Source organism: Mesocryomonas fontinalis (genome assembly GCF_055730125.2).
On the sequence record NZ_JBUZWG020000004.1, the window covers coordinates 66,659 to 82,919 of the forward strand.

Annotated in this window: 20 protein-coding genes; 11 read left to right on the forward strand and 9 right to left on the reverse strand. The window is 67.2% G+C overall.

Annotated features, from left to right (window positions below; translation table 11 throughout):
* Nucleotides 1–51 precede the first annotated feature (51 nt).
* The gene (locus ACZL02_RS11175) at nucleotides 52–306 is read left to right on the forward strand and encodes a type II toxin-antitoxin system HicA family toxin (protein ID WP_472939684.1); all 255 of its coding nucleotides are present in this window, start codon (nucleotides 52–54) and stop codon (nucleotides 304–306) included.
* Nucleotides 303–644 carry a type II toxin-antitoxin system HicB family antitoxin gene (locus ACZL02_RS11180; RefSeq protein ID WP_472939685.1) on the forward strand — a complete coding sequence of 114 codons (342 nt, stop codon included), beginning with the start codon at nucleotides 303–305 and terminating at the stop codon, nucleotides 642–644. The genes ACZL02_RS11175 and ACZL02_RS11180 overlap by 4 nt, the downstream gene beginning before the upstream one ends.
* A 67-nt stretch (nucleotides 645–711) precedes the next feature.
* Here the strand turns inward: ACZL02_RS11180 and ACZL02_RS11185 are convergent, their stop codons facing one another.
* Nucleotides 712–1,740, reverse strand: a complete 1,029-nt coding sequence (locus ACZL02_RS11185; protein ID WP_472939686.1) for a DUF2125 domain-containing protein — start codon at nucleotides 1,738–1,740, stop codon at nucleotides 712–714.
* Nucleotides 1,741–1,795: 55 nt separating this feature from the next.
* Here ACZL02_RS11185 and ACZL02_RS11190 point away from each other — a divergent pair, with 55 nt between their 5' ends.
* Nucleotides 1,796–2,314, forward strand: coding sequence for a gamma-glutamylcyclotransferase (locus ACZL02_RS11190; RefSeq protein WP_472939687.1), 519 nt, complete (start codon nucleotides 1,796–1,798; stop codon nucleotides 2,312–2,314).
* Between the two features lie 88 nt (nucleotides 2,315–2,402).
* Here the strand turns inward: ACZL02_RS11190 and ACZL02_RS11195 are convergent, their stop codons facing one another.
* The 4 genes from ACZL02_RS11195 to ftsE form a co-directional block, all read right to left on the reverse strand.
* A complete protein-coding gene (locus tag ACZL02_RS11195; RefSeq protein ID WP_472939688.1) occupies nucleotides 2,403–3,179 on the reverse strand; it encodes a lysophospholipid acyltransferase family protein in 777 nt (258 codons plus the stop codon).
* A 96-nt stretch (nucleotides 3,180–3,275) separates the two neighbouring features.
* Nucleotides 3,276–3,893 (reverse strand): YdcF family protein, encoded by a 618-nt coding sequence (locus ACZL02_RS11200; protein ID WP_472939689.1) that lies wholly within the window; start codon nucleotides 3,891–3,893, stop codon nucleotides 3,276–3,278.
* 236 nt (nucleotides 3,894–4,129) lie between these two features.
* Nucleotides 4,130–5,116, reverse strand: a complete 987-nt coding sequence (locus ACZL02_RS11205) for a cell division protein FtsX (protein WP_472939690.1) — start codon at nucleotides 5,114–5,116, stop codon at nucleotides 4,130–4,132.
* Nucleotides 5,109–5,768 (reverse strand): cell division ATP-binding protein FtsE, encoded by a 660-nt coding sequence (gene ftsE / locus ACZL02_RS11210; RefSeq protein WP_472935836.1) that lies wholly within the window; start codon nucleotides 5,766–5,768, stop codon nucleotides 5,109–5,111. The genes ACZL02_RS11205 and ftsE overlap by 8 nt, the downstream gene beginning before the upstream one ends.
* Before the next feature lie 200 nt (nucleotides 5,769–5,968).
* Here ftsE and ACZL02_RS11215 point away from each other — a divergent pair, with 200 nt between their 5' ends.
* From ACZL02_RS11215 to ACZL02_RS11225, 3 genes are all read left to right on the forward strand, one after another.
* Nucleotides 5,969–6,622, forward strand: coding sequence for a hypothetical protein (locus ACZL02_RS11215; protein WP_472939691.1), 654 nt, complete (start codon nucleotides 5,969–5,971; stop codon nucleotides 6,620–6,622).
* On the forward strand, nucleotides 6,619–7,158 hold the full coding sequence (gene hpt / locus ACZL02_RS11220; protein ID WP_472939692.1) for a hypoxanthine phosphoribosyltransferase: 540 nt from the start codon (nucleotides 6,619–6,621) through the stop codon (nucleotides 7,156–7,158). The genes ACZL02_RS11215 and hpt overlap by 4 nt, the downstream gene beginning before the upstream one ends.
* Before the next feature lie 111 nt (nucleotides 7,159–7,269).
* Nucleotides 7,270–7,686: a response regulator gene (locus ACZL02_RS11225; RefSeq protein WP_472939693.1), complete on the forward strand. Its 417-nt coding sequence runs from the start codon at nucleotides 7,270–7,272 to the stop codon at nucleotides 7,684–7,686.
* A gap of 7 nt (nucleotides 7,687–7,693) precedes the next feature.
* Here ACZL02_RS11225 and ACZL02_RS11230 read toward each other — a convergent pair whose 3' ends face one another.
* The 3 genes from ACZL02_RS11230 to tlpA all read right to left on the reverse strand — a co-directional run bounded on the left by ACZL02_RS11230 (nucleotide 7,694) and on the right by tlpA (nucleotide 9,064).
* Nucleotides 7,694–8,092 (reverse strand): type II toxin-antitoxin system VapC family toxin, encoded by a 399-nt coding sequence (locus ACZL02_RS11230; protein WP_472939694.1) that lies wholly within the window; start codon nucleotides 8,090–8,092, stop codon nucleotides 7,694–7,696.
* A complete protein-coding gene (vapB, locus tag ACZL02_RS11235) occupies nucleotides 8,089–8,310 on the reverse strand; it encodes a type II toxin-antitoxin system VapB family antitoxin (RefSeq protein ID WP_472939695.1) in 222 nt (73 codons plus the stop codon). Before vapB ends, ACZL02_RS11230 begins: the two co-directional genes overlap by 4 nt.
* Before the next feature lie 61 nt (nucleotides 8,311–8,371).
* A complete protein-coding gene (gene tlpA / locus ACZL02_RS11240; protein WP_472939696.1) occupies nucleotides 8,372–9,064 on the reverse strand; it encodes a thiol:disulfide interchange protein TlpA in 693 nt (230 codons plus the stop codon).
* Between the two features lie 36 nt (nucleotides 9,065–9,100).
* On the opposite strand from tlpA, the gene argH reads away from it, so the two are divergent.
* The 5 genes from argH to tam all read left to right on the forward strand — a co-directional run bounded on the left by argH (nucleotide 9,101) and on the right by tam (nucleotide 15,939).
* Nucleotides 9,101–10,507, forward strand: a complete 1,407-nt coding sequence (gene argH / locus ACZL02_RS11245) for an argininosuccinate lyase (RefSeq protein ID WP_472939697.1) — start codon at nucleotides 9,101–9,103, stop codon at nucleotides 10,505–10,507.
* 58 nt (nucleotides 10,508–10,565) lie between these two features.
* On the forward strand, nucleotides 10,566–10,865 hold the full coding sequence (locus ACZL02_RS11250) for a hypothetical protein (RefSeq protein ID WP_472939698.1): 300 nt from the start codon (nucleotides 10,566–10,568) through the stop codon (nucleotides 10,863–10,865).
* Between the two features lie 70 nt (nucleotides 10,866–10,935).
* Nucleotides 10,936–12,204, forward strand: coding sequence for a diaminopimelate decarboxylase (lysA, locus tag ACZL02_RS11255; protein ID WP_472939699.1), 1,269 nt, complete (start codon nucleotides 10,936–10,938; stop codon nucleotides 12,202–12,204).
* 148 nt (nucleotides 12,205–12,352) lie between these two features.
* On the forward strand, nucleotides 12,353–15,076 hold the full coding sequence (locus ACZL02_RS11260) for a TIGR02302 family protein (protein ID WP_472939700.1): 2,724 nt from the start codon (nucleotides 12,353–12,355) through the stop codon (nucleotides 15,074–15,076).
* A gap of 74 nt (nucleotides 15,077–15,150) precedes the next feature.
* A complete protein-coding gene (tam, locus tag ACZL02_RS11265; RefSeq protein WP_472939701.1) occupies nucleotides 15,151–15,939 on the forward strand; it encodes a trans-aconitate 2-methyltransferase in 789 nt (262 codons plus the stop codon).
* Nucleotides 15,940–15,957: 18 nt separating this feature from the next.
* On the opposite strand, the gene ACZL02_RS11270 is transcribed toward tam, so the two are convergent.
* The gene (locus ACZL02_RS11270; RefSeq protein WP_472939702.1) at nucleotides 15,958–16,260 is read right to left on the reverse strand and encodes a type II toxin-antitoxin system RelE/ParE family toxin; all 303 of its coding nucleotides are present in this window, start codon (nucleotides 16,258–16,260) and stop codon (nucleotides 15,958–15,960) included.
* Nucleotide 16,261: the final 1 nt, after the last annotated feature.

Consider the following 16,261-nt stretch of genomic DNA (forward strand, 5'->3'; position numbering starts at 1 on the left):
GCTAGCGTTTTATGCTTGCACCTTGCAGCTGACGGTAGCACTATAGCGGGCATGAACAGCAAGCACCTGAAGACCTTGGCTATCGTCTTCGCCGACCCCGTATCGGGCACCGTCGAGTGGGATTCGATCGAGGGCTTGCTGCTCGCTGTGGGTTGCCAAGTGGTCGAGGGAAACGGGTCTCGCGTGCGCTTCGTCCACGAAGAGGCGGTCGAAACCTTCCACCGCCCCCATCCCGCAAAGGAAGCCAAGCGCTATCAGGTTCGCGCAGCCCGTGAATTCCTGATCAGGATCGGAGTGAAACCATGAACGCGATGACCTACGGGGGTTATTCGGCGCGCATCGACTATGACGACGAGGACGGTATCTTCGTGGGTCGGATCGCTGGAATCCAGGACGGCGTCACCTTCCACGCCGACACCGTGGCAGATCTGAAAGCCGCCTTTCACGAGGCAGTCGATGACTATGTCGAAACCTGCGCAAAGATCGGCAAGAGCCCGCAGCGGCCCTATTCCGGCAAGGTGATGTTCCGCATTTCGCCGGATCTCCACGCCAAGGCTGCGGTCGCAGCGGAAGTGGCCGGCACGAGCCTGAACGAATGGGCGGAAAAGGCGTTGGCCCGCGCGGTCGAGGGGCCAACGGCCTGATCAAGCGTCACGGTTGATACATGCCACGCTGTAGGAATGCATAAGCCCCGTTCGGCGACAGTCCTTCCTAATCCAGCCGCGGGATCCGTCCGAGCGGGATCATCCCAAGGGCTGCCTTGCCGTCGCGGACGGTGATCTGGATCGTCGTGTTGCCGTTCTCGGTGCGGCCGGCGAAGGCGATGCCGGAGGCGACGGTCGAGGCGAGGCCGGCGAGCTGCGGCGCTGCGGCGGTGACGAGCGAGACCACCCCCTCGACGTTGACGACCACCACGGTGAAGTCGCCCGAGACGCGCTTCTCCGTATCGACGCTGAACGGACCGGAGACGGTGGCGGTGCCCGCAGCGCCCGGCAAAGCGATCGAGAGGGTGCGGATCGCGCCGGATTTGCCGGCCAGGGCGTCGCCGAGCGTCTGGCCTTCGCGCTGGCCCGCCAGCCACTTGGCCGCGCCTTCCACCGTGACGTCGGCTGCGACGTCGAAGGCGGGAACCGCTGCCAATTGCGGGGCCATCAGCCGAATGCCCCGGTCGGTGACGGCAACGTCGAGCGCTTCATCGCGGCGGCGGGCATGAACCTCGACATGGTCGGACTGCAGCATTGGCAGCCGGGCGCCGGCCGGCTGGTTGAGCGCGATCTTCGGCGCCTCCAGCACCAAGGCGAAATGGTCGATGCCGGCGGTCCAGAAACTCGTGCTGGACTGCGCCAGCGCCCAGGTCACCTCGAACGGCGGCATGCCGCCCGCGGCGATGGTCAGCGGGCCATCGAGCTCGGCGACGACCTTGTTGGGCTGGTAGATCTGCGCTGCCGTGCGCAGCGCACCGCCATCGGCGCGGAAATTCTTCTCGGGCGCCTCGATGTCCAGCGCGTCGCAGCGAAGGCCGAGCCGGAACGGGTAGCCGAAGACGCTCTGGTTCTCGCAGCCGATCCGCACCCCTTGCCCGCCGGCCGTCTCGATCCCGGCGCGGACCGCCCGGTCGAGCTGGTTGGCCAGGTAATACCACGCACCGGACAGGGCCGCCGCCAGCAGCACGGCGACGAGCGCAATCCAGACGAAGGGCCGAAACGAACGGTTTTTTGCCGGCAAGCTTGACGGGGCCATGCTCTATCCTCTCAGTGCCACCCCATCCCGGAAAAGACGAGGCGATCCGACCGCAATGAACGATCTATGGGTTTTTGGCTACGGCTCGCTGATCTGGCAACCCGGCTTCGCCTTCGAGGAGCGGGTAAAGGCGCGGCTGGCCGGCTACCGCCGCTCGCTCTGCATCCGCTCGACCGTGCACCGCGGAACGCCGGAACGGCCGGGCCTTGTGTTCGGGCTCGACCGCGGCGGCTCTTGCATCGGGATGGCGTTCCGGATCCGCCACGAGGACCGGGAGGCGGTGACGGCCTATCTGCGCGAACGCGAACTTGTGACCAATGTCTATACCGAGCGCACGCTGTCGGTGCGCCTGCTCGACGGTCGCCAGGTCCAGGCGATGGCCTTCGTCGTCGACCGCGGCCATAGCCAGTATGCGGGCAGCCTCTCGGTCGACCATGCGGCCGAGATCGTCGCGCGGGGGCATGGCCGCTCTGGCGCCAATGTCGACTACGTCCGCTCGTCACTGCAGGAGATCCAGGCGCTCGGGCTGAAGGACATCTGGCTGGAATCCGTGGTCGCCCGGCTGCCGTCTTGATCCACGAAAGAAGTCTTAAACGGCCGCCGACTCCTGGAGAAGCCAAGCAAAACCCGGCTCGGAGAGAGCCCGCTCGGCGTCGGGGACGCTATGCTTCTTCCGCCAGCCGCGCGGCGACGAGGTCGGTCATCGGCAGGTCGCTCCGCCCACGATAGGCCTCGCGCAGCTGTGCGTTGGAGCGGCCTTCGATGGCGCCCTTCAGCCCGCGCAGCATCTGGTGACGGTCGAGGCCCGGCGGCAGCGCGGGCATGAACTCGGCCTTCACCGTGCCCGGGCGGCGCAGAAAACTGTCGCGCGGCCAGAACACGCCGGAGTTCAGCGCCACCGGCACCAGCGGAACGCCGAGCTGGGAATAGAGGAAATGGACGCCCGGCTTGTAGTCGGGCTCGGCCCCGGGCGCGGTGCGCGTTCCCTCGGGAAAGATGATGATCTGCCGGCCCTCGGCCACCGCTTTGGTGGCGCCGACGAGGATCGACTGCAGGGCGGCGCCCCGCTTCTCGCGGTCGACCGGGATCATCCCGAGCCGGCGCGAATACCAGCCGAAGAGCGGGATCTTCATCAGCTCCTTCTTCAGGATGAAGGTCGGCCGGTCGAGTTCGGGCACCAGCGCAAAAACTTCCCAGAAGGCCTGGTGCTTGGCGGCGATGAGCGCGGCGCCCGGGGGAATGTTCTGCCGGCCGGAGAATTCGGCTTTCGTGCCGGTGATCACCTTCAGCAGCCAGAGGCTGGTCTTCGCCCAGCTTTTTGTCACCCACCAGATCACACCCTCACGCCCGAAGAACACCATGGGCGCAAAGAGCACCATGTGGCCGATCAGGTTGAGGTAGAAAAAGACCGTGAAGACGAACGATCGCAGGGCGGTCATCGTGGCAAGGTTTCCGTCTATGGGCACACGCTGCGCCGGGCCGACGCGCACGTGCACGATGCCGTACGGAGCCCATAGCCGCCATCGATGGCGGCATCAAGACGGGCGCTTGACCGCCGAACCTGCCGAGAACAGCGCCCGCGGCGCTTCGACGCCCGCTGCGAGCCGCAGCCGCGTGGCGATAAGCTTGGCATACTCGACCATCAGGACCTTCATGCCGAGCATGGTCGGCACGGTCTGCGTCGACCAGAGATCGCCGCGGGCCACCGGATAGGGACGGATCACCGAGACATGGGCGAAGCGCTCGAACTCCAGGAGCGTGCGCGGCATGTGGTAGTCGGAGGTGACGAGGATGAGTTCCTTGAAGCCGAGATTGCGCGCCCAGAGATCGGCCATCTCGGCGTTGCCGACAGTGTTCAACGCGTCGTAGTCGAGGTCGACGCAGCAATCGAACCAGCCGCGATCGGTATCCGTCAGCTTGGAAAGGGTGGCGATGCTGGTCCCGGGATTGACGCCCGAGATCAGCAGCCGCTTGGCGCGGCCTTCCTTCAAGAGATCGATCGCCTGGTCGACACGCAACGCACCGCCGGTGAGAACGACGATCCCGTCCGCGGACTGAACCCGCTGCGGCGTGTTCAGCGACGCCACTTCCTGGGTAAACCGCAGGAACCCACCGCCGAGGTAGCCGAGCCCCAGCAGCCCCGCGGCGGCCATGGCCAATATCAGCTTGCGACGCCGGCGCCCGCGTCCATCCTTGTCCCCGCGCCGCATCGTCCCGTGCGCCACCGGCCGACCGGCGTCATGCGACGCCGCGTGCCGTGAGGAGAAGGGAGCTGAGAGCGACGACATCTGGCTTAAGCTGGGTTCCGTTTCGGTGGTGTAAAGGGTGGGCGTAAATGGTTAACGATTTGGTTTGGCACCCCGACCGAGGGAGGTCGGTTTAGCGACAATTACGCTTCGACCGGCGAAATCATGTCGATGGCGGCGAGTTGCCGCTTCACCGTCAGTCGTGAGGTGAACGCAGTGAGACCGCCGACTGTTGCAATCAGCACGACGACGCCGGCATAGCCCCGCCAGCCGATGGCGAAGGAGCCGAACAGCGCGCTGATCTGGTCGGCCTCCGGCGTCGCCTGGTTGGACTGTGTCCAGAAGCCCATCAGGACGAAGACCATCAGCGCGACGGATCCGCCCGCCATGGCTCCGACGAGACCGAGCTTCAGGAAATGGCCCTGGAACTCGGCGGCGATGAAGCTCGACCGCGCGCCGACGAAATGCAGCACCTCGATGATGTTGCGGCTGCCGGACATGGCGCCGCGGGTGGCGAAGATCACCGTCAGGACGGTCGCGACCATCACCAGGATGAGGATCGCCGCGCCGATCAGCACGGTGGCGTTGGCCATCGAGACGAGGCGCGACACCCAGGCGCGGTGATCGTCGAGGCTGGCCTGCGGCACGGCGGCAACGAGCTTCGCCCGGAGTGCGGCGAAGTCGGGCTGGGCGGATTCATCGATGGCGACGAGGACCAGCCTCGGCACCGGCAGGTCGTCGAGGTCGAGCCCCTCGCCGAGCCAGGGCTCCAGCAGGCGGCCGGTGGCGGCATCGTCCATGATGTTGGCGCTGGCAACGCCCGGCGTCGCCAGCGCAATGCCGCGCACCGTCTCCAGCGCCTTTCGCATGTCGAGCCCGTCGTCGGGGCGCACCTGCACGGTGATCTCGCGCGAGATCTGGCTCTCCCAGACCGAAGCGGTGTCCGAAACCAGCGTCACCGCGCCGAGCGTTAGGCTGGCGAGAAAGGTCATGATGCCGATCACCGTCATCAGCGCGCGGCCGGCGACATTGCCGGGCGGCACGATCGGCGTCGGCTTGTCGACCTGACGGCGGGCAAAGCGGCGGATTCGGCCGCGCAGTCCGGCAACGAGGGACTTGCGGTCAATCATAGATGTCGAGCCTGCCGTCGGACAGGATCAGCCGGCGCGCCTCGACCTGGTCCATCAGGCCAAGATCGTGCGTGGCGATGATGACGGCCGTGCCGGTGCGGTTCAGCTCCATGAAAAGGCGCAGCAGTCGGCGGGCGAGCGGCGGATCGACATTGCCGGTCGGCTCGTCGGCGAGGAGGATGTCGGGCTGGTCGATCAGTGCCCGCGCGATCGCCGCGCGCTGCTTCTCGCCGCCCGAGAGCACCACCGGCAGCGCGTTCATGCGCTCGCCGAGGCCCACCCATTTGATGAGGTCGATGACGTCCTGGCGGTAGCTCGCCTCCTCCTTGCCGCGCACCCGGAGCGGCAGCGCGACGTTCTCGTAGGTCGTCATGTGCTCGAGCAGGCGGAAATCCTGGAAGACGACGCCGATGCGCCTGCGGATCGACGGCAGGTCGGCGCGCGAGAGGGTCGAGGCGTCCTTGCCGAGCACGGTGATCAGCCCGCGCGTCGGCTTCAGCGCCAGGAACAGCATGCGCAGCAGACTGGTCTTGCCGGCGCCAGAAGGGCCCGTGAGAAACTGGAAGGATTGGCGCTTGATCTCGAACGTCAGGTCGCGAAGCACCTCCGGCCCCATGTCGTAGCGCAGCCCTACATTCTCGAAACGTATCACACGATGCCTTTCCCGTGGCCGCAACGGACGCCGCCGGCGGGAACTTCCACCCGCCATCCTCGCCGTCGCCGCACGCTACTCTCAAACCCCGGCAGTGTGTTCATTTGTGGCCGGCGCCGCCGCCCTGCCCCCGGCACCAGCTTCACCCTTCGTTAACCATCATTCCTTACCTCATCCTAAACGGAACGGAGGAATCCGCGATGACGGAGCATCTCAATCGCGGTTCGACCCGCCCGCGGCCAGCCTTGGTGATCGATGGCGAGGCGGTGCTGATCGCCCGACATGCACGGGCCAAGCCGGTCGACGGCGAGGCCTGGGCGGAGGCTCCCGCGGGCGCCGTCCCACCCGCTTCTTCCGGCAGGTCCCAGCCTCAGCCAGCGCGGCGACGCGTGCCGCCTGCCCCCGACCTTCTGTTCCAGGGCGCGCCGCGACAACGCTTCGCTCTTCCGGCTGAGAGGCCTCGCTCCGTCCTGCCGTACTCCGTCTGGATCGCCGGGTTGGTAACGCTGGCAGCCCTCGTGCCGCTCGCCGCGGTCTCTGTCTATACCGGCTCCGACGGCGGGGCGCCCGAGGTCGCGGCCCTATCGCGGCCCTTCGGATCGTCGCCGCTCGCCCCGACACCCGCCGCCGCGCGGCAGCCCGACAAGCCGGTCCAGATCCTCTACGGCACGCTGGTCGTGGCACCGACACGTCTTGCCTTTAGCGGGGATACGCGCCCGGCACCGCTTCCCGGCACGCTCGGCGGCGTCTATCCTGTCGTCGCCGGCCCCCATTCGGCCGGCGTCGCGCGGCTCGGATCCGTGCAGAACGTCCGCGACCTCAAGAACGCCGCCCGAAGGACACCTGCCGAATGATCACCGTGCGCGGCCGAGACATCGAGACGCTGTTTTCGCAGGAGGCGATCGCCGCCGAGATCGAGCGCCTTGCCGGCGAGATCGCCCGCGGGGCGCCGGAGGATCTTCTGGTGGTGGCGGTGCTGAAGGGCTCGTTCGTTTTCGCCGCCGACCTGATCCGCGCCTTGCACCGCGCGGGCGTCGCGCCGGAGGTCGAGTTCATCTCGCTCTCGAGCTACGGCGCCGGCACCACCGGCGGGACGGTGCGCGTCGTGCGCGATGTCGAGACCGACGTCGCCGGGCGCAGCGTCCTGATGATCGACGACATCCTGGAGTCCGGCCGCACCATCAAGTTCGCCCGCGACCTGATGCTGTCGCGCGGGGCGACCGCCGTCGAGGTCGCCGTGCTCCTCGACAAGCGGATGAAGCGCAAGGCCGACATCGAGGCGGACTATACCGGCTTCGACTGTCCCGACCATTTCGTCGTCGGCTACGGCATGGACGTCGCGCACGCGTTTCGCGAACTCCCCTTCGTCGGGCGGGTCGTCGACGCCTGATGCGCGCAGCGACAGGGTCAGGCTGGCGCAAGCCCCTCCTGCCAATCCAGACATTTAGGCAAGACCGCATTGCGCCGATTGCCCTTTCCCCCCGCGTGGAAGGATAGAGCCATGGCCCGCATCCTGGTGGCCGAAGACGATGCCGGCGTCCGCCTGCTGGTGACACGCGCCCTGCGGCTGGAAGGCCATAGCGTCGTGGCGGTGGAAGACGGCGAGTATGCGCTGGAGCGGCTCGTCGAGGACGACGGCGCCTACGATCTGCTGCTGTCCGACATCCGCATGCCGGCGATGACCGGCATCGAGCTCGCCCATGCGACGCACCGGCACTGGCCCGATCTGACGATCCTCCTGATGACCGGCTATGCCGAGCAGCGTGAAGCCGCCGAGGACCTGATGCGCATCGTCGTCGGCGTCGTCGACAAGCCGTTCACCCTCAGCGAAATCAGGGACCGGGTGCGCACGGCGCTGGGACCGCGCAGCGCGGCGGCGGAGATGGACGAGGAAGCACCGCTGCGGCGGTATGGCTAGGCAGGCGCTACCAGTCCTCGCTTCGGAGACCCTCGACCCGCGAGAACTCGCCTAAATTGCCGGTCACGACGACCAGCCCGCGGCTGCGGGCGTGGCCTGCAATGAGAAGATCGTAGGCACCGATCTGAAGACCCTGTCGCTGAAGCGACATTCGGATGTCGGCAGCATGCGTCGCGGCATCCTCGTCGAAATCGAGGATGACCATACGCCCCGCCAGCCTGCTCACGTCGCGGCGGCTTTCTACTGGCCGCACAGATTTCTCGGCACCGAACAACAGTTCAGTCAGAACGACCTTCGAGATGCAAAGTGCATCAGCCTCTTCGTTGAACTTTGCGCGCAGGTACGGCGGCCGATCCCGCAGAACCCGAATACAAAGATTGGTATCGAGGAGATACCGCAGGCTCATAGCGCGTCACGCTCTTGCGCCGGTGGATCCTCAGGCTCTTCGATCATGGTCCCTGGCTCGAGGAAAAAATCGTCCCAGGAGGCATCGGCGGGCGTGATGATCCGGCGCGGGCCATCGCGGATAATGGCCACCTCCGTAACAGTGTCGGGAAAGGCAACGTCCTTGGCGAGCCTGACGGCTTGCGTCTCGTTCGATTTGAACAGGCTCGTCCGGGTCATGAAGTGCTCCGCTCAAACAAGGCACATGTACCAACGGTATATGTCCTCGGCGACAGTTTCCCTACAAGCTTCGCGCCTTCACCGCCTGAACCATGCCGATCGCGTCCGGGCTCGCCCATTCCGCCGGACCCGTGATGACGCCGCGGGCACATCCCTTGGGATCGACGATCAGGCTGACCGGCAGACCGATGGTGACGCCCTGGGCCTTGAGGTCGTTGAACACCGCCATCGTGTCGTCGCGGTAGAAGGGAAGCGCCTTGATGCCGGTATCGGCATAGAAGGCCTTCGGCGTGTCGACGGAGCCGAGATCGACATTGATCGGGACGACTGCGAAGTCATCGCCGCCCTGGCTCTTTTCCAGCGCGTCTAGCGCCGGCATCTCGGCCCGGCACGGCACGCACCAGGTGGCCCAGAGGTTGACCAGCAACGTCTTCCCGGAGAACTCCGCGAGCGTCACCGGCGTGTCGTCGCCCTTTCGGAAGGCCAGCGCCCGCGCATCGAACGGCGTGTCGAGCGGCGTCACGGCCGCGACCTCGCCCTTGGCGGTATCGATGAGCGCCTGCCGGAAGCCCTCGCTCGCCGGGCAGTTGCCGGCGAGCGCTTGATTGCCAGAGCCGGCCTCCATCACGTATATGCCGACGGCGCCCGCCAGGACGCCAGCGACTAGGGCCAGGACGCCGACAAGGGCGAAGCGGCGGCGTGGCGCTCGGTTTTCTGGCGTTACGTTCTCCGGCGTATCGTTCTGCTGAGACATGGCTGACCTTTTCCAAGCGTATTCGAAAGAACCGAGATGACCGAGAAGACGGCGGGCAACGAGATGTGGGGCGGCCGCTTCGCCTCGGGCCCCGACGCCATCATGCAGGAGATCAACGCGTCGATCGATTTCGACAAGCGTCTCTTCCGGGAAGACATCGCGGGATCCAAGGCCCACGCGGCCATGCTCGCCGAACAAGGCATCATCACGTCCGAGGACGCCGCGGAGATAGCACGCGGTCTCGACATGATCCGACAGGAGATCGAAAGCGGCGCCTTCACGTTTTCGCGGGAACGCGAGGACATCCACATGAACGTCGAGGCGCGGCTGGCCGAGATCATCGGCCCGGCGGCCGGCCGGCTGCACACCGCCCGCTCGCGCAACGACCAGGTCGCCGTCGATTTTCGCCTCTACGTCAAACGCGCCTGCCAGGCGGCGGAGGCCGCCTTCACCGGCCTGATCGAAGCGCTGCTCGACCGGGCCGAGGAGCATGCCGAGACGGTGATGCCGGGGTTCACCCACCTGCAGGTCGCCCAGCCCGTGACCTTCGGCCATCATTGCCTCGCCTATGTCGAAATGGCCGCGCGCGACCGTTCGCGCTGCACCGACGCGATCGCGCGCATGGACTGGTCGCCGCTCGGCGCGGCCGCCCTCGCCGGCACCGGCTTTCCCATCGACCGCCACCAGACCGCGTCGACGCTCGGCTTCCGCGGACCTACCCGCAACTCGATCGATTCGGTGTCCGACCGCGACTTCGCGCTGGAATTCCTGTCGATGGCCGCGATCGCCGCCGTGCATCTCTCGCGCTTCGCCGAGGAACTGGTGATCTGGTCGACACCGCAGTTCAACTTCATCCGGCTGTCCGACGCCTTCTCCACCGGCTCCTCGATCATGCCGCAGAAGCGTAATCCGGATGCGGCCGAACTGGTGCGCGCCAAGACCGGGCGCATTAACGGCGCGCTGGTCTCGCTGCTGACGGTCATGAAGGGCCTGCCGCTCGCCTATTCCAAGGACATGCAGGAAGACAAGGAACAGGTGTTCGACGCGATCGACAGCCTCGCCCTCGCCCTCGCCGCCGCCACCGGCATGGTCCGCGACATGACCGTCAACGTCGCGTCGATGCGCAAGGCCGCCGGCCACGGCTTCTCCACCGCGACCGATCTTGCCGACTGGCTGGTGCGCGAGATCGGCCTGCCGTTCCGCGAGGCGCACCATGTGACCGGGCGCGCCGTGGCGCTGGCCGAGGGCCGTTGCATCGGGCTGGAGGATCTCACCGTCGAGGATCTCCAGACGCTGGAGCCAAAGATCACCGATGCCGTCTTCGCCGTGCTGGGCGTCGATGCCTCGGTGCGCAGCCGCACCAGCTTTGGCGGAACCGCGCCCGACAACGTCCGCCGCGAGATCGCCGAATGGCGCCAGCGCCTTGCCGCCGCGCGGGGGTGATTTCTCCGGCGGGAGAAGCTATCAAGGGCGCGGGGAAGCGCTGAGGATGAATGCGACGATGAAGACCTTCAGGCTTTCGATGGTAATTCTGGCGGCGGGCCTCGCCGTAACCGGGTGCGGGCGCAAGAACCTGCCGGTGGCTCCGAGGCCCGTGACCGCGCCGATCACCTCCGGCGGCAGCGCCGGCACCAGCACCAGCCTGGCGCCGGTCCCGACCGGCTCGACCGAGGCTGCGACCTTCCAGAGGGCGCAGCGCCTCGGCGCCAATGACAGCAACCTCAACGTCTCGCCGGCGGAAGTCAGCCGCAATCCCAAGGCCGAGAAACAGAGCTTCCCGCTGGATTTCCTGCTGAACTGATCCCTCGACGCGATCGACGTCCGCACGGCCCGCCATACCAGGCGCGCCCGGCGTTCCGGATGCCCTGACGATGAACCATTTCGACTACCGCGACGGCACTCTTTACGCCGAGGACGTCGGCATCGCCGAGATCGCCAAGGCGGTCGGCACGCCGTTCTACTGCTATTCCACCGCGACGCTAACCCGGCACTACCGCGTCTTCGCCGAGGCCTTCGCCGATATCGACGCCCTCGTCTGCTACGCGATGAAGGCGAATTCGAACCAGGCGGTGCTGACGACGCTGGCCCGTCTCGGCGCCGGCGCCGACGTCGTCTCCGGCGGCGAACTGCAGCGGGCGCTCGCTGCCGGCATCGCGCCGGAAAAGATCATGTTCTCCGGCGTCGGCAAGACGGCGGACGAGATCGACCGGGCGCTGGGCGCCGGCATCTTCTGTTTCAACATCGAGTCCGAGCCGGAACTTGAAATGGTCTCCGCCCGCGCCGTGGCGCTGGGCAAGACCGCCCATGTCTCGTTCCGGATCAATCCCGACGTCGACGCGAAGACCCATCACAAGATCTCCACCGGCAAGAAGTCCGACAAGTTCGGCATCGCCTTCGACCGCGCGCTGCCGGTCTATGCCCGGGCGCGCGACCTGCCGGGCATCGCGGTTTCCGGCATCGACATGCACATCGGCAGCCAGATCACCGATCTCGAGCCGTTCGACCAGGCCTTCGGCAAGCTCGCCGGTCTCGTCGGCAAGCTTCGGGCCGCCGGACATACGATCAGCCATGTCGACGTCGGCGGCGGACTGGGCGTGCCCTACCGCGACGACAACACGCCGCCGCCGCTGCCGGTCGAATACGCCGAGACCGTGAAGCGGCACGTCCGCGGCCTCGGCTGCAAGGTGGTTTTCGAGCCCGGCCGGCTGATCGTCGCCAATGCCGGCATCCTCGTCTCCAAGGTGCTCTACGTGAAGGACACCGGCGACAAGGTCTTCGTCATCGTCGACGCCGCGATGAACGATCTGATCCGCCCGACGCTCTACGAGGCCTGGCACGACATCCGCCCGGTGACCGAAAGCCTTGGCGTCCCGCACATTACCGCTGACATCGTCGGCCCGGTCTGCGAGAGCGGCGACTTCATGGCGCACGACCGGTCGATCCCGACGGTCGCGGCCGGCGATCTCATCGCCATCGCCTCGGCTGGCGCCTACGGGGCCGTGCAGTCCGGCACCTACAACACGCGGGCGCTGGTGCCCGAGGTACTGGTAAACGGCGACGCCTTCTTCACGGTCAGGCCCCGCCAGACCGTCGAGCAGCTGATCGCCCTCGACCGCTTGCCGCCCTGGCTGGAAGGCTGACGCCTTTCGGCCACCCGCGGCGGGATGCTCGGCGCTGGCGTAACCGATGCGGGGACTGACGGGACGTTCACAGATCGGTCACCGCCTCGCCTTCGCCGCAAAAAATGCTAGGCTGGCCGCTGGACTGCACCAGACGAGATCGGGCCGAATGCCGAAAGATTCCAAGAAGGTCGCGTCCGCCGCCTTGCCCGCCGATGCGGCACGGCTTCGGTCGACGCGCCGTCTGGCCGGAGCAGCGATGCTGTTCGAGGGGGTCTGGCCGACGCTCTTCGCGTTGGCCTCGATCCTCGCAATCTTCCTCGCCTTCTCCTGGTTCGGCCTCTTCGCCTTGCTGCCGGGCTTCCTGCGCCTTGCCGTTCTAGTGGCGTTCGCCGGCGCCGCCGGGCTGACGCTGTGGCGCGCGCGCGGATTGCGCCTCGCCTCTCCGGCGGCGGTCGACCAGCGCATCGAAAGCCGCAGTCGGCTCGACCACCAGCCGCTGCAGGCGCAAGCCGACCGGCCGAGCGGCACGGACCCGATCGCCCTCGCGCTCTGGCACGAGCACCAGCGCCGCATGGCGCTGCGGCTGCGCCATCTCACCGGCGGCACACCCGAGACGCGGACGGAGCGGCTCGACCCGTACGGGTTGCGCGCCATCGCCGCACTGCTTCTCGTCACCGCCTTCGCCTTTTCCTACGGCCCGGTCGGCGGCCGCCTGACCGACGCCTTCGCCTCGCCGGAGGCCCCGCCGCTGCTGGCGGCACGCGTCGATGCCTGGGTGACGCCGCCATCCTACACCGGCCGAGCGCCGATCTTCCTGACCGACGCAGCCCTCGCCAGCGCCCAGGCCGAGACCGCCGACAGACCGGCCGCGGCGATCGAGGTTCCCGAGGGCAGTGTGCTGTCGGTCCGGGTTTCCGACGGCAGCGACAGCAAACTGACCTTCACGCCAGAGGGTAGCGACGTCGCCGAGGACATCGCACCCGGTGGCCCCGCCGATCCTGCGGCCGGGGATTCGACTCCTCCAAGCGGAAGCGCCGCTCCCGGCGGCAAGTCCGGCGACACGGCTGGCCCCGCTGCCAGGCAGGATACGGCAGAACAGCCGGCGGCGGGCGAATACGACCTGCCGCTCGCCGCCAGCGGCGCGGTTCAGCTCGCCTCGACCTTCCGCACGCTCGGCGACTGGCGTTTCACCGTAACGCCCGACGCGCCGCCGACCATCGCCTTTGCCGATGAGCCGGCTGCCGCCCGCAAGGGCGCGCTGGAAATCCCGTTCAGCGTCGGCGACGACTATGGCGTCCGGAAGGGAACGGTCGCAATCGAGGTGCGCGGCGCCAAGGCAGCTGGCGCGCGGCCGCTGGTTCCGGTGCCGGAGATCAGCCTCTCCTTGCCGCGGCGGACCAAGGGCGAGGCGAAGGGGCGCACCTCCGTCGATCTGACCGAGAGCCCCTATGCGGGCGCCGAGGTCGGCATGACCCTCGAAGCGACCGACGATGCCGGCCAGACCGGGCGGTCCGAGACCAAGGTTCTGACCTTGCCCGAGCGGCCGTTCTCCAACCCGCTCGCGCGGGCAGTGGTCGAGCAGCGGCGGATCCTGGCTTTGGACGCCAATGCCGTGCCGCGGGTCACCGAGATGCTCGACGCGGTGACGCTGCGCGGCGAGGACTTCATCGAGAGTGCCTCGGCCTATTTGTCGCTGCGCGCCGTCCGCAGCCGCATCGCCAATGCCGAGGATGACGCGACGCTGGTTTCGGCGCTCGACTTCATGTGGCAGATCGCGCTGGGCATCGAGGACGGCAACCTCTCGCTTGCCGAGAAGAAGCTGCGCGACGCCAAGGAGAAGCTCGCCGACGCGATCGAGAAGGGCGCTGATGACGCCGAGATCGACAAGCTGATGGCCGAACTGCGCGAAGCCATGCAGGAATACATGCATGCCATGGCCGAGGCGATGAAGAACCAGCCGCCGGTGAGCCAGGAGCAGATGCAGAACGCGCAGGAAATCCGCCCGTCCGACATCGAGAAGATGATGGACCGGATCGAGGACCTCGCGAAATCCGGCTCCAAGGACGCCGCACAGCAGCTGCTCTCCGAACTGCAGCAGATGATGGACCAGATGCAGGCAATGCAGCAGCCCGGTCAGCAGCAACAGGATGGCCAGCAGAACGCCATGCGCCAGCAGATGGACAAGCTCGGCGAGATGCTGCGCCAGCAGCAGGCGCTGAAGGACAAGACCTACGAGCTCGGCCGCAAGCAGATGCAGCAGCAGATGCAGGACCAGATGGGCGAAGGGCTGAACAACGAGCCGCAGCCCGGTGAGCAAGGCGAGCCTGGCGAGCAGCAGAGTGGCAAGCCGATGACCGCCGATGAGCTGAAGCAGGCCCTGGAAGACCTGAAGAAGCAGCAAGGCCAGCTGCAGAAGGATCTTCAGTCGCTGCAGGACGGCATGAAGGGCATGGGCATGGAGCCCGGCGAGTCCCTCGGCGACGCCGGCAAGGCGATGGGCAAGGCCGAAGGCGCGCTCGGCGAGGGCAATGATGGCGAGGCGGTCGGCCAGCAAGGCGAGGCGATGGAGGCCCTGCGCCGCGGCGCGAAGGACATGATGCAGCAGATGCAGCAGGCGATGCAGCAAGGCGAAGGCCAGGGCCAGCAGCCGGGCCAGCAAGGACAGATGGGCCAAGGCTTCAGCCAGGGCCAGCAGCGCTCGGGCCGCGACCCGCTCGGCCGGCCGCGCTCGACGCAAGGGGCAGACTTCGGCCAGGACGTGCGCGTGCCCGACGAGATCGATACGCAGCGCGCCCGCAAGATTCTCGACGCGATCCGCAACCGCCTCGGCGACGCGCTGTCGCCCCAGCTCGAACGCGACTATCTGGAACGGCTGTTGAAGACGCAGTAGCGCCCATAACGGCGCAGCGCCGAGCTGCGCTTTTCTATAGGGACGGCGGCGCATCCCGACATCGAAGGCATGGCATGACCACACCAAAGTCCGACTGGGCGCCCGCGCTCTACCTCCGCTTCGAGGAAGAGCGCACCCGCCCCGCCCGCGACCTTCTCGACCGCATCCTGCTTGCGAACCCTCGCCGCGTCGTCGATCTCGGCTGCGGCCCCGGCAACTCGACCGAGCTTCTGGCGAAGCGCTGGCCGGACGCGGCGATCCTCGGGCTCGACACCTCGCCGGCGATGATCGAGGCCGCCCGCGAGCGCTTGCCGGGCTGCCGCTTCGAGATCGCCGACATCGCGGGCTGGTCGCCGTCCGAGGCGCCCGACGTGATCTTCGCCAACGCCGTCCTGCAATGGGTTCCCGGCCACCGGCAGCTCCTGCCGCGTCTTCTTGCAAGCCTTGCGCCGGGCGGCGTGCTGGCGATCCAGATGCCGGACAATCTCGGCGAGCCCTCGCATGCCGCGATGCGCGAGACCGCGGCGGAACCGGCCTTCGCCGCCGACACTGCGGCAGCCGCGGGCGCGCGCACGACCCTCCCGCCGCTGCCGGACACCTATGACGACCTCGCCGCCGAGGCTAACGTGGTCGATGTCTGGCGGACCATCTACCACCACCGCATGGACGACCCGGCGGCAATCGTCGAATGGCTGAAGGCGACGGGCCTCAGGCCTTTCCTCGACGCACTCCCGGCCGAGATGCGACCGGCGTTTCTGAAAAGCTACGCGGCGAAGATCGATGCCGCCTATCCTGAGCGCAGCGACGGACGGCGGTTGCTGGCGTTTCCGCGGATCTTCATCGTGGCGCAGCGGGCAGGCTGAAAACACCGGTCACGAACGTCAGTCTTCCGACATCGGGGTAAGCTGACGCCCACCGTACAAAAAGCGATCGAAAACCACGGTCTTTCCGGAAATATGAAAGACAATCGACATTCGCCGCTCGAAGCCGATCGTTCGCAAGTCTTGGCGCAAGTGATCCCGCTGCGTTCCTCGTGCCGGGAAATCCACAAACCCTCGGCAGAAGGCTTCGAGCCGTTCGATGTATCGCTTGGCCACGACCGTGCCGCTTCTTGACGCAATGAAAGAGTAAACGTCTCGAAGGTCGTCACGCGCTTCCGGCGAGAAGGCCAATTCGTAGCGCAAG

Excerpts from the sequence above, each read along its gene's own strand:
- ACZL02_RS11175 (WP_472939684.1), top strand. The coding sequence starts at position 52 with ATGAACAGCAAGCACCTGAAGACCTTGGCTATCGTCTTCGCCGACCCC.
- ACZL02_RS11180 (WP_472939685.1), top strand. The coding sequence starts at position 303 with ATGAACGCGATGACCTACGGGGGTTATTCGGCGCGCATCGACTATGAC.
- ACZL02_RS11185 (WP_472939686.1), bottom strand. The coding sequence starts at position 1,740 with ATGGCCCCGTCAAGCTTGCCGGCAAAAAACCGTTCGTTTCGGCCCTTC.
- ACZL02_RS11190 (WP_472939687.1), top strand. The coding sequence starts at position 1,796 with ATGAACGATCTATGGGTTTTTGGCTACGGCTCGCTGATCTGGCAACCC.
- ACZL02_RS11195 (WP_472939688.1), bottom strand. The coding sequence starts at position 3,179 with ATGACCGCCCTGCGATCGTTCGTCTTCACGGTCTTTTTCTACCTCAAC.
- ACZL02_RS11200 (WP_472939689.1), bottom strand. The coding sequence starts at position 3,893 with ATGGCCGCCGCGGGGCTGCTGGGGCTCGGCTACCTCGGCGGTGGGTTC.
- ACZL02_RS11205 (WP_472939690.1), bottom strand. The coding sequence starts at position 5,116 with ATGATTGACCGCAAGTCCCTCGTTGCCGGACTGCGCGGCCGAATCCGC.
- ACZL02_RS11215 (WP_472939691.1), top strand. The coding sequence starts at position 5,969 with ATGACGGAGCATCTCAATCGCGGTTCGACCCGCCCGCGGCCAGCCTTG.
- hpt (WP_472939692.1), top strand. The coding sequence starts at position 6,619 with ATGATCACCGTGCGCGGCCGAGACATCGAGACGCTGTTTTCGCAGGAG.
- ACZL02_RS11225 (WP_472939693.1), top strand. The coding sequence starts at position 7,270 with ATGGCCCGCATCCTGGTGGCCGAAGACGATGCCGGCGTCCGCCTGCTG.
- ACZL02_RS11230 (WP_472939694.1), bottom strand. The coding sequence starts at position 8,092 with ATGAGCCTGCGGTATCTCCTCGATACCAATCTTTGTATTCGGGTTCTG.
- vapB (WP_472939695.1), bottom strand. The coding sequence starts at position 8,310 with ATGACCCGGACGAGCCTGTTCAAATCGAACGAGACGCAAGCCGTCAGG.
- tlpA (WP_472939696.1), bottom strand. The coding sequence starts at position 9,064 with ATGTCTCAGCAGAACGATACGCCGGAGAACGTAACGCCAGAAAACCGA.
- argH (WP_472939697.1), top strand. The coding sequence starts at position 9,101 with ATGACCGAGAAGACGGCGGGCAACGAGATGTGGGGCGGCCGCTTCGCC.
- ACZL02_RS11250 (WP_472939698.1), top strand. The coding sequence starts at position 10,566 with ATGAAGACCTTCAGGCTTTCGATGGTAATTCTGGCGGCGGGCCTCGCC.
- lysA (WP_472939699.1), top strand. The coding sequence starts at position 10,936 with ATGAACCATTTCGACTACCGCGACGGCACTCTTTACGCCGAGGACGTC.
- ACZL02_RS11260 (WP_472939700.1), top strand. The coding sequence starts at position 12,353 with ATGCCGAAAGATTCCAAGAAGGTCGCGTCCGCCGCCTTGCCCGCCGAT.
- tam (WP_472939701.1), top strand. The coding sequence starts at position 15,151 with ATGACCACACCAAAGTCCGACTGGGCGCCCGCGCTCTACCTCCGCTTC.